1 protein-coding gene is annotated in these 13,898 nt (G+C 57.1%); it reads left to right on the top strand.

The features are described 5' to 3' along the window. Positions 1-522: 522 nt before the first annotated feature. Positions 523-13,898: tandem-95 repeat protein (locus tag BFP70_RS08605; RefSeq protein ID WP_141693141.1), on the top strand; the 13,376-nt coding region annotated here is incomplete at its 3' end.

Below are 13,898 nucleotides of genomic sequence, written 5' to 3' on the forward strand. Positions count from 1 at the left end.
AACCTTTATGCCTCGGTCGGGTTGGATGTCTATGCCTCAGACCTTACAGGCAGCGAAAGCATCGATGAAATGGCCAACGCCCTGCGCCAATTATGGTTCGAACGCGGAGACCAAATCGCAAACACAAAAAGCTAAATAACACAAACAGCGGTAAACGGGCGGAGCCATTGTCTGGCCGCACGAAAGCGATGGCAATGGTGTGCGCATAAAGCGCGCACCCTAATTTAGAACGGCCACGATCGGAAATTTAATCTAATAAATTCATATACTTACAAATTACGCACAAAGGGTCATTGACCGCATATTTTGGGAGAACACGTTCTGGTGACTGGCCAAACTATCCCAAATCCATTTACAAAAAATCAACTTTAAGTGGACTAGATTTCATCCGGCGCATTCATTGCGTGTTCGGATTTTTAAACGTTACACAGTCCAAGTCGTTAGCCAGTGGTTCCGAAACGAAAATGTCGACAGGTGCAATTGCCCGGTCGTCACAAGAGTTTTGTAGAAGGACAAGCTGTAATGGCCAAAACGAGCACACCGCACGCCAATCAAACCACTGATATGATGGCAGGGCCAGAAACCGTTTTGCCATTGGCATTAGAGCCGCGAATTGCGTTCGATGCCGCAGCGGGTGCTGAATTGGGCGATCACCTGATAGACACCGCGCAAGACACGCAGACAGACGCGTTCACCCATGAGACAGATGCCACCGACCTTGCCGGTGCCTTGTCTGAAGTGGCCACGACAGGCGCATCGGAAATCGTCTTCATCGATGCAGGTGTCAAAGAACCAGCCGCCTTGATCGCCGCCACACCCGCCGGGGCGCAGGTACATTTCCTTTCCGCCGACAGTGATGGCGTGGCGCAAATCGCCGCAATCCTAGGCGATCGTAACAATATCACTGCTGTGCATATCCTGTCGCATGGCGAGGCAGGCGCGCTTAATTTAGGGTCTGCCGTATTGGACGCCGGGTCCATCAGCGGCACACATTCTGAAGCATTGAACCTGATCGGTGGCTCTCTGTCCAGCGATGCGGATATCTTGATTTACGGCTGTGATTTCGGCGATGATTTGGCGACAATAACCGCTTTGTCACAGGCCACTGGCGCTGATGTCGCCGCCTCTGACGATGTGACAGGCGCTGCTAGTCTTGGTGGTGACTGGGACTTAGAAGTCTCTGCCGGTGACATTGAGGCCCAAGCCTTATCCGCCACGCAGTGGGACGGCAACCTGTCGCAGCACAATACCGGGAACTGGACGACCAATGGCGCTTTGGTCAATAACTTCAGTGGCCCGGTCACGGCAAGCAACACCACGAATGGCATCACGACGACTATTGAAATTGCCTATGAAAGCGGAAATGCCACCGTCGAGGGCATCAGCGGCGTTCAAAACCTTGAGAACCTGTCCAACACATTCGCCAATAATGCAGAAAATGATCCGTCATTAGGCTTTATCTATTATTGGGATAAATCACCTGCGGATGCCGAAGATCCGTCCACAAACGATGATGGCACCTTTCTGGTGACCATTCGATTCAGTGAGGCACAGGCCAATCCCATTATCAACATTGACCGGTTGGGCGGGTCAGGTGGTGATCAGGCCAATAGCTCACTGTGGACGCTGGTGACCCCTGATGCGACATTGACCAAAGTTGCTGGCGTTGACCAACTTGAGGTAAACTCAACATCCTTCCAACGCCGGTTAGGCGATACGATCGTGAATGGCACCGGCGCGGCAGGTCCAGATCCAACCCAAAACACAGCGGCCGGGTCAATTCAGGTCAATGGTACATTCACCGAAATCCAATTCCGTCTTTCTGCCATCGGGGTGGAGGGAGCAGGTGCGGATGGCATCGAAATGGGCGTTATCGTTGACCCGGCCCCAACTGCCAACGCCGATCAGGTCGCGATCATCCCTGAAACTCCCACCATTGTCGATGTGATCTCTGGTGGCGGGGCCGATACTGACCCTGATGGTGATCAGCTATCGATCACTGGGATTGAAGATCCTAACGTACCCGGAACCTTCATTCCCTTCACCGCGAATGGCACCGCAACATTGACGACCGGCACAACGATCACCTTTGGCGCCACCGCGCAAGATCCGTTGACGGTCACAAAGTCCAGCACGGCATCGGATACCGAGGTCTTCAGCTACACCGTCAGCGATGCGACCGGTAATATCAGCAGTGCGGATGTCACGCTCAATGCAGATCATGATGGCGATGGCGTGGCCAATATTGACGATATCGATGATGACAACGATGGTATTTTGGACGCTGATGAAGGGCTTATCAGCGAAACCGTGATGTATGCGCCGCAAGGGTCGGATGCGAATGCGCTGAATAACAGCTCTGGCCCATTCTCGCTACTCCTGCCGCTGGCCGTGCCCGGCGACAATGCGTTACCAGATAATGGCGTTCGGATTGTTTTGGACGGCACCAATCAAAACAAATATCAATGGGCACTGTTTTCGCCGCCACAGTCGACAGCCGAGGTCACAATCCGTGGTGTCGATGCATCCTTGGCCACGCCTTATCTGGATATCGTCGGTGATTTGGACCGAACATTTGCAGTGGATTTTGGCACGAGCGCCGGTAGTCTGTCCAACGGCACCGATGAATTCATCTATGTGATCGGCGTCGCCGGGCTTGGCGGGGAACAAGGCGGGCCATCATACCTGACCTCTTCCGAAACGCTGACGGTTGAGGCGATCTCGGATGTGTTCAACACCAACACATATTCTTATCTAGATGGGACTGAGGCCCTACCAGGCACTGTGGGCAACACGATCAGCACCAACACAAATGCAAGCTTCATTGCCCAAGGCTACAGCTTTTACAGTGTCGCATCGGATGTGGCGTCAATTGATTTCACGCTGACCACCGCTTCGCGTGACCAATTTGGCTTTATCTTTGGGGTGGTGCGGATTTCTTCGGTGGATACAGACAGTGATGGCCTGGCAGATCACCTTGATATCGACAGCGACAATGACGGCATCACTGACAATGTTGAGGCGCAGACAACCGCTGGCTATATCGCCCCCTCTGGTGCGGTTGGAACCGGCGCATTTGTCGATGTGAATGGCGACGGGCTGGATGATAATTACGATAATAGAACCGCGGTGGGCCTTGTCACCGGGGCAACAGGGGTCGGCCTGACCCCTGTTGATACAGACGGCGATACGGTGGCCGATTTCCGCGATAGCGACAGTGACGATGACGGCATCGATGATATTGACGAGGCAGGCCATATTTCAACTACACTAAGCGGTACGGATGCAGATCGCGATGGCTTGGATGACACGTTCGACACCAATGCTGGCTTCGACGTGAATGATGACAATATCTCCGGTGACATTGGGACCGTGGCAGGCAGCTACAGCCATTTCACCTTGGCGGATACAGATAATGACACGAACGCGAATGAGCCTGAGCTCGCGCGCCAAAGCAATAACGCTGTGCCATTAACGGGCGATCTCGACTTTCGCGATGGCACCGCTCCGCCGATTGCAGGCGATGATACGAATTCCACGCCGGAAGATGTCACGCTGGATGTCAATGCCGGCAACGGGTTACTCTCCAATGACGTAGATTCTCCCAGTGACACGCTGACAATCACGCAATTTCAGGTGGCCGGAAATCTGGTTGCCGTGGATCCCGTCAACGGCGGGCAAGCGATTTTAAATGGCATAGGTCAGCTTACGATCCGCGCAGACGGGTCTTATCAATTTATTCCTGCTACCAATTATAACGGTGCTGTTCCTGTCGTCACCTACACCGTTTCTGACGGCAATAACGGCACAGATACCGCAACCTTGTCTTTAAGCATCTCAGCCGTCAATGACGCCCCCATCGCGCAGGATGACAGCTTTGCAACCGATGAGGACACGCCCGTTACGCTGGATCTGCTGGCCAATGACAGCGATGTCGACGCAGGCGACGCCCCCGGTCTGACTCAGATCGATGGCACAGCCATCACACCCGGCGTGCAACAAGATATTGTGCTGGCCGATGGGTCTGGCACGGTCACTGTCGCGGCCAATGGCACGCTGACCTTCACACCAGCCACCGATTACAACGGCCCCGCAAGCTTTGTCTATGAGGTCACCGATGCCGGCGGGCTGACCGATACCGCCACCGCAACCATCACCATCAATCCGCTGCCAGAGGCGGATACCATCACCCTAACCACGCCCGAGGACACCCCGCTGGCCGCCTCCCCACTGGGCGCGCAAGATGTCGCAGATGTCGCCTCGGTCAGCTATACCTCCCTGCCCCTGCCCGCAGAAGGCGTGCTCTATTACACCCCCGCAGGCGGCAGCCCGACCCCGGTGCCCACCAATACACCCCTGACCGCAGCCGAGGCCGCAACCGTCGAATTCCAACCGACAGCCGATTACAATGGCGATGTCACAGATTTCACCGCCGTGATCACCGATAGCAGCGGCGACACTGCCAACGTGACCTATGACCTGACCATCTCAGCCGTCAATGACGCCCCCATCGCGCAGGATGACAGCTTTGCAACCGATGAGGACACGCCCGTTACGCTGGATCTGCTGGCCAATGACAGCGATGTCGACGCAGGCGACGCCCCCGGTCTGACTCAGATCGATGGCACAGCCATCACACCCGGCGTGCAACAAGATATTGTGCTGGCCGATGGGTCTGGCACGGTCACTGTCGCGGCCAATGGCACGCTGACCTTCACACCAGCCCCCGATTACAACGGCCCCGCAAGCTTTGTCTATGAGGTCACCGATGCCGGCGGGCTGACCGATACCGCCACCGCAACCATCACCATCAATCCGCTGCCAGAGGCGGATACCATCACCCAAACCACGCCCGAAGACACCCCGCTGCCCGCCTCCCCACTGGGCGCGCAAGATGTCGCAGATGTCGCCTCGGTCAGCTATACCTCCCTGCCCCTGCCCGCAGAAGGCGTGCTCTATTACACCCCCGCGGGCGGCAGCCCGACCCCGGTGCCCACCAATACACCCCTGACCGCAGCCGAGGCCGCAACCGTCGAATTCCAACCGACAGCCGATTACAATGGCGATGTCACAGATTTCACCGCCGTGATCACCGATAGCAGCGGCGACACTGCCAACGTGACCTATGACCTGACCATTTCAGCCGTCAATGACGCCCCCATCGCGCAGGATGACAGCTTTGCAACCGATGAGGATTTGGCCGTTACGCTGGACCCCGTGGGCGATGGCACAGCCTTTGATGTGGAAGATGGTTCCGTCACAATTACCGCGATAAATAGCCAGCCGATCACCTCTGGCGGGACCGTTGCGGTAGACAACGGCACGGTGACGCTGAATGTAAACGGCACGTTGACCTTCACACCCGCACCGGATTTTAACGGCAGTGCCAGCTTCAGCTATACTGTCACAGACAGCAATGGGCTGACCGATACTGGCACAATCAGCGGCTATGTCGAACCGCAGCCAGAGGATGACACGATTACGGCGGTGACCGCAGAAGACAGCCCGGTTTCCATCAATCCATTGGCAGGCCAAACCGAAGGAGAAATCGCCAGTGCCACCGTAAATGCCCTGCCCGATCCGTCGGATGGTGTGTTAAGCTACACCGTGGATGGCGGTGGCGCTCAACCGGTGGTAGCCGGCGCAACCCTATCGCCCACCGAAGCCGCCACGATCGTCTTTAGCCCGGCAGCTAATACCAATGGCGTTGTACCCGATTTCACCGTCACAGTTGTTGATGTGAACAATGATACCGCCTTGGTGACCGTTGGCATCAACGTGACCCCCGTCAATGATGGTCCGGTCGCCGGGGATGATGTGTTCTTGGTACAAGAAGATACGTCGATTATATTAGATGTCTTGGACAATGACAGCGATGTCGAAGATCCGCTTTTACTGACGATCACTGAAATTGACGGCAATCCGGTAAATATTGGGGATACCGTTGCCGTGATTCAGGGCAGCGTAACGGTTAATGCCGATGGCACGCTAACCTTCAACCCGGACACGAATTACAACGGCCCAGCGCTGTTCACGTATACTATCGCTGATCCTGACGGGATGGAAACCACTGCCACCGTCTCGGGTGAGGTCAATCCTGTGCCCGAAGTGCTGAATTTACATGCCGATACGTCAGAGGATACGCCGATCGTGATCGACCCGACAGAAGGGATGGATCCCTCTGACATTTCGGTCATTTTAAGCATTGAAATCGGTACCGTGCCCAATTCGGCTGAAGGCGCACTCAGCTATACTGACGCGGGCGGAAACGTTGTGCCAGTGGCGGCGGGAGCCTCGCTCAGCCTGGCTGAGGCGCAAACGCTGACATTCACCCCTGCGGCGAATTATTTTGGTGAGATTGCAGCACCGGTAACCTATACCGTTATCTCTGATGATGGCACCGGAGGCACGAACTCTGTGCCGGGCAGCTATGATGTACATGTGACACCGGTTAATGATGCGCCCGTCACCGATGATGAAACCTTTGCGGTGGACGAAGATAACAGCGTTGTCATTGATGTTTTGGCAGGCGATAGCGACGTCGAAGATGCCGGTTCGCTGGTCGTATCGTCGGTCAACGGCATTGCAGTTACCGTCGGCGACACGGTCGATGTCGGCAATGGGAGTGTCACGCTGAATGGCGATGGCACGCTAACCTTTACACCCGACCTAGATTACAACGGTCCAATCAGCTTTGACTATACCGCCAAAGATCCCAGCGGGGCGGCTGATACTGGCACTGTTAGCGGCTATATCGAGCCCCTGCCAGAGGGTGGAACCGTCGCCCGTGTGACACCCGAAGAAACCCCGGTCATCGCCAATCCTTTGGCCAATGAAACACCTGGCACCATCGCCACCGTTACGTTAGAGGCAGCAGATCTGCCCAATGCGGCAACCGGCACGCTGTCTTATAGTGATGCTGGTGGCTCTGTCATCGTGCTCAATCCAGCCGGGGCCGATCCTGTGCTGACGCCGGAAGAAGCTGCGACATTGACCTTTACGCCGGCGACGAATTTCACCGGTGCGCTAGCTCCGATTTCCTTCACCATTGAAGATGTCAATGGTGACACCGTCGCAGGCGCGCTGGATCTTGAGGTGACTCCGGTCAACGATGCGCCTGTTGCCGCAGATATCGCCGTAACCGTGACCGAAGATATACCACAGGTGATCGACCTGATCTCCGGTTTGGCCACGGATGTCGACAATACTGAGGCGGAGCTATCGGTGATCGCTATCGACGGCCAGCCTATTTCCACCGGTCAAACAATTGCAACCAACCATGGTAACGTGACACTGAACCCCGATGGCACGGTGACATTCACCCCAAGTACAAATTATTTCGGCCCTGCCAATTTTGACTTTACCATATCTGATCCCGGCGGCCTGCATGACAGCGCGACGGCCACGATCACGGTCGATGGCTTACCCGAACTGCTTGATGAAAGCTATGAGATCGCGGAAGATGGCTCTGTCCCGCTGCATATTCTGGCCAATGATGATCTGGGCGACCCGGCATCTACGGTCACATTGACGGGTATTCCGACAACGGCACAGGGCACGCTGACCTATAGTGACGGCGGCACCGTGACAACGGTGGACCCGACCGCCCTGCCTGTCACCTTGACCGTGGCACAGGCACAAAGCCTGGTCTTTACACTAGCAGCGAATTTCGACGGCGCGGTTGACCCGATTGCCTATACGGTCACCGATGTCGATGGCGATAGCGACACCGCAACTACCAGTTTGAGCGTGGATGCGATCCCGGACCCCGTAGACGACATCATTACGACCAAAGAAGACACGCGCGTTGCCATTGATCTGACCGCGAATGACGATTTGGCTGATGGGCTTGCCTCGGTCACGATGACGCAGTTGCCGGATCCGGCACAGGGCGTGCTGGTTTATCAAGATGCCGGCGGTGCAGAACAAAATGTCACCGCCGGGCAAATTCTGACGCCGGCTGAGGCGGCGACATTGGCGTTTATTCCGGCCAACGATAGTTTCGGAAGTGCTGGGCCGTTGACCTATCATATCACCGACGTTGACGGGGACAGCGGCACCGGACATCTGACGATCAATATTGATCCGACACCGGACTTGCTGGCCGATACCATCGCCGGGCAAGAGGCAACTGCGCTTGCGCTGAATCTTTTGGATAATGACATCGATTTCGGCAGCGGGATCGGCAGCGTCACCATCGACAGCGTGCCGCCCGCCAGCCAAGGTGTGCTTAGCTATGACACGGGCGCGGGCAACCGTGTTGATGTGGTCGCAGGCACGGCTTTAACCCCTGCGCAAGCGCAGACGCTGATCTTTACCCCCACGGGCGACTTCAACGGTGCGGTTGATATATTTGGCTATAGCGTTACCGATGTGAACGGCGATAGCGACAGCACAACGGTCACCTTGTCTATTGCGGCGGCGGTCGCAGCCCAGAATGATCTGCGCGAAACCCCGGAGAACACGCCGATTGCGCTGGACCCATTGGCCAATGATGACCCCGGCGGCCCCGCAGCCACAGTGACGGTACTGGCAGGCCCGGCGCCGGGGCAAGGCACGCTCAGCTATACAGATGCCGGCGGCGCCCAGCAAAGCCTGGCAACAGGCGGCACAATCACTACTGCGGAATTCACGACGCTGGTTTTTACCCCGCAGATAGATTTCCAAGGGCCAGTGGATCCAATCACATATCAGATCGATGATCCGGGCGGGAATTCTGATCCGGCGACGATTACCCTGACGGTGGATGGTTTGCCCGAGGCCGAAAATGACCTGATTGCCACGGAAGAAGATACAGCAGTGGCACTGCCCATTCTTGCCAATGATGACCAGGGCGATGGCCCGGCTACGGTGCGGTTTGACACGGTTCCTGATGCCGCCACACAGGGTGTGATACGCTACACAGATGGGCTTGGCGCGGTGCAATCTGTTGCTGCGGGTGATGTGTTGAGCGCGGCACAAGCGGCAACACTGACCTTCGCTCCCGCCGCGGATGCTACTGGGTTGGTGACAGCCCTATATACACTGACCGATCAAGACGGGGATGTATCGCAAGCCACCACCACGGTGGAGATCAACGCCAACCCTGATCTGGTCGATGATGTGTTGACGGTGGATGAGGACAGTGACCTTATTTTGAACCTGACCGCCAATGACGATCTGGGCGATGGCGTGCAAACGCTAACGATTGATAATCTGCCAGATCCATCACAAGCCACGCTGACCTATGTAGATGGGGCCGGAGCGCGTCAGCCTGTGGTTGCGGGTGTCTCGCTGTCAGCAGCGGAAGCCGCCACACTGACTTTGACGCCGCACAGCGATTATTTCGGCCCGATCGACCCATTTAGTTACACTGTCACCGATACCGACGGCGATGTCGCACAAGCCGATGTTACGATCACCGTAAATGGCCTGCCAGAGCCCGTGGCAGACAGCTATAGCGTCGCAGAAGATCAACCGTTGCGCGTTGACTTGGCCGCCAATGATGATCTGGGTGATGGTCCGGCGCAGATCGCGCTCACCTCCGTGCCACCCACAACGCAAGGTGTTCTAAGCTATGACGATGGCACAGGCACGATTGTGCCGGTGGATCCGGCCAATCCACCACAAACCCTAACACCGGCGCAAATCGCCACGCTAACCTTTACGCCAATACAAGATTATGCCGGACCGGTCGATCCGATCACCTATCGCATTACCGACGCAAACGGTGACACGGCCGATGGCAGCGCCACGCTGAGCATTGATCCCGCACCCGATCTGGTCGATGATGTGCTTTTCACCGCCGAAGATACGCCACTGTTGTTGCGCCTGACAGGCAATGATGACACCGGCGACACAGTGCAAAGCCTGACAATCGCAAGCCTGCCTGACCCGGCGCTTGGCATGTTGACCTATACCGATGATGCGGGGAATGTGCAGACCGTCGTCGCTGGCGCGGCCTTAACGGCCACCCAGGCCGCGACAGTGCTCTTTACCCCAGCGGCCGATGCCAGTGGCACAGTGCCCGCTATCAGCTATAGCGTGAGCGACCAATCTGGTGACACCGATACGGCACAATTCACGATTGAAATTGATGCGGTCCCCGATGCCGCCGATGATGTAATCACGACGCCCGAACAAACGCCGGTCACGATCGACCTTCTGGCCGATAATGGTGCGGGTGTGGATGACACCGGTGACGGGTTGCGCGACATTACAATCAACACATTGCCGCCGACAGATGCCGGTGTGCTTAGCTACACCGATGGCGCGGGTAACGTGCAATTGGTAAATGCGGGCGTAGCGCTTACTCCGGCGCAGGCTGCAAGTTTGATTTTCACCCCACAGGACACATTCAACGGCACGGTGCCGCCGATCACCTACACATTGACCGATCTGGATGGCAGCTCTGGCAACGCGACTTTGCGCCTGATTGTTGATGGCGTGCCTGATCTGGTTGATGACACTGCGGTAGCAGGTCCGGGTGAGACGATTGCCGTTGATCTGTTGGCCAATGACAGCGATTTCGGCAATGGCATTGATACGATCACACTTGGGTCTGTGCCAGCAGCCGCAGAAGGGGTGTTACGATATCGCACCAATGGCACTGGTGCCCTGACCGACGTGGTGGCAGGCACCCCACTGAACGAGGCAGAAGCGCGCAGCCTGATCTTCATCCCCAATGCCACATTCTTTGGCCAGCTGGGCGCCCTAAGCTATGAGGTCGCCGACCTGGATGGCGACACAGATCAAGCAACGCTGTCTCTCTTTGTGAATGCACAGACGGACAGCGCGGATGACGATCTGACCGCCACAGAAAACACCCCGCTTGATCTAAATATTCTGGACAATGACACGGTGGTCGACCCGGCCAGCACCTTGACGCTGGGCACGCTCCCCGATGCAGCGCAGGGTGAAATAACCTATCGTGATGCAGCAGGGACAGAGCGCGTCGCCACACAGGGTACAGTGCTGACCTTATCAGAGGCGGCGACATTGCAATTTATCCCAGCGGACGGGGTCACGGGTGCGGTCGTCCCGTTTGACTATACCGTCACCGCGTCGGCGGCAGGAGGTGCGACACAAGAAACATCGCGCGTAATGATACTGGTGGATCCGCGACCTGTCGCCGCAGACGACAGCTACAGCATGGATGAAGATACGGTTCTGGCGATCCCAGTCACGGCCAATGATGATCTGGGCACAGGATTTGGCAGCCTGCGCTTCACCAATTTGCCGCCTGCCGCACAAGGTGTTGTGCAGTATATTCCTGACGGAACGACTGCGCCGGTGGCCCTAACCACCGCTGATGAGTTGACACAATCCGAAGCCGCAAGCCTGACCTTCACCCCGGCCACAGATTATGCCGGGACGGTCACCCCCTTCACCTATGCCTTTACCGATCTTACCGATCCAAACGGAGTTTCGCAGACAACAACTGCTTCGGTGGCGATTGACGTTGACGCAGTGCCAGATCCCGTGGGCGATGCGATCACTATTGCAGAGGACGTGCCAACCCCACTGGATCTTTTGAGCAATGACGATCTGGGCGATGGCCCTGCCACCTTACGTTTTGATACGCTGCCAGATGCCGCGGCAGGCGTGCTGCACTATCGCACGCAAGCCGGTGTGATCGAAACAGTCAGACCCGGCGCCTCACTGACCCAAGACGAGGCCGCGACGCTGGTCTTCACACCTAGCCGCAATTTTGACGGGCCTATCGCGCCCATCACCTACAGCCTGACCGATGCCAACGGCGATACCGCGAGTGCCCAGTTGCGCCTGACGATTGACGCCAGCCCCGATCTGGAACCAGATACGGTCACCGTGTCCGAGGATGGATTTGCCGATCTTGACCCGCTTGCCAACGATCCTGATCTGGGCGATGGCGTGGCAACTTTGGCGATCACCGCACCCACGGCCTCACAAGGTCAGCTTTCCTACCTGATCGATGCGACAGATCCCAACAGCCGCATCACCTTGGCCGAAAACACAACGGTTTCGGGTCTTAGCACCGCACAAGCCGCAACCCTGCGCTTCACCCCTGTGGCCGGATATACCGGTGTAGTCGATCCGATCACCTATACAGTCACCGATGGGTCTGGTGATCAGGTCAACGCGCAGATAGCAGTGTCGATCGATCCTGCCCCAGATGCGACGGACGATACCGTTTTGGCAGAACAGGGACGGGCTGTGGTACTGAACCTTACAGCCAATGATGATCTGGGCGACGGTCTGGCCGGGCTGCGGATTGACAGCCTGCCCAACCCTGCTCAAGGTATCTTACAGGTGCGCGACGGCGCGGGCAGCCGCGCGCTGATCGCAGGCGAAGTGTTGTCCCCCGCACTGGCCGCCACGCTTAGTTTCACATCCAATGCAAGTTTTAGCGGCACGGTCGATCCGATCACCTATGCGGTCTTTGACAACTCCGGGGATACCAGCACGGCGCAATTGTCGCTGAGTGTGGATCCTGCGCCGGTGACACAGGCTGATGTCTCAGCGCCGGCGCAAAATGGCCTGCCCGTTACCGTTGACGTCCTGGCCAATGATCAAAGCGGCGATGTCGTCATCGCGCAATCGCTGCAGATCGTTGGAACTAACGCGCCGGGGCAATCCCTGATCGTCTCCGGCGAAGGCCGATGGAGCGTAAACACCACCGATGGCACGATCACTTTCACCCCGCAAGATGGCTTCAATGGGGATCCAACGCCTATCGCCTATACTGTCGCGGATGACGAGGGGTATCGCTCTGATCCGACACAATTGGCTGTGGATTATGTGCCGCTGGCACAAGACGACACCTCCGCACCTGCCGCGCCGGGCCGTGTCACAGTAGACATTTTGGCCAATGATACTTCGGGCGATGCTATTGATCCGAGCACGGTGCAGATCATCGGCACGGATGCGCCCGGCGAACCCTTGGTCGTTGCAAACCAGGGCACCTGGAGCATCGATCCCACAACCGGCGCCATCACTTTCACGCCGCTGGATGGGGTAACTACAGACCCGGCTGCGATTACCTATACAGCTGCCGATGCTCAGGGCAATGCGATCACGCCGACCCGCCTGACCATCGACTATACCCCATTGACCCAAGACGACGTCTCCGAAACAACACGTCCCGGAAATGCAGTAACTGTCGATGTCTTGGCCAATGACACTGCGGGCGATGCCGTGGATCCGGCAACGGTGCAGATCGCCGGTACGGATGCACCGGGCCAACCCTTGGTGGTGGCGGGTCAAGGTACCTGGAGCATCGATCCCGCAACCGGCGCGATCACCTTCACGCCGCAACCATTCTTCACAGGCGCTCCCACACCAATCAGCTATACTGTCGCTGATGCGCAGGGCAATCTCAGCCCCGCGACCACGGTAACAGCGGCCTATCTACCTGTTGTAGCGGTCGCGGACCTGCCCGAGCCATCACTACCCAGCCCTGCCTCGACCGTCGAAACCGACGGAGAGCCTGCATTGGCGGTGGAACCTATTGTGCGCGAGACTGCCGATAGTGCCGCACCCTTAGGCTCCATCACGCCATTGGATGCCGCCTTCCCGATATTGGGCGCTATCAACAGTCTGATCGGATTGAACGGCACCCATACTTTGCCGACGCAAAGCATTGAGGTCTTTGCCGGGCTTGCCGCCGCCTATCCGATCACGATGGCTGTGGAATCGGTCGCGCCAGATGTGATTTTTAACCAGCTGGCAACGCTGCATCACAGTGCCTTCGATACCATAAGTGGCATTGATACAGCGCTCAGCAACAGTGTTTCGGGATTTTTATTGGTTGGTCGGAGCCGAGTTTTGTTCTTCTTTGCGGATGGTGTGGCGGCTATGGCAAATGGGGAACAGGTTGCCTCTGGCTGGATCGGGGGGACAGAAAAATCTGGGCCGATGCGTCTTTCGCGGCTAGAGCT

Source organism: Thioclava sp. SK-1 (assembly GCF_001705665.1).
Lineage (GTDB): Bacteria > Pseudomonadota > Alphaproteobacteria > Rhodobacterales > Rhodobacteraceae > Thioclava.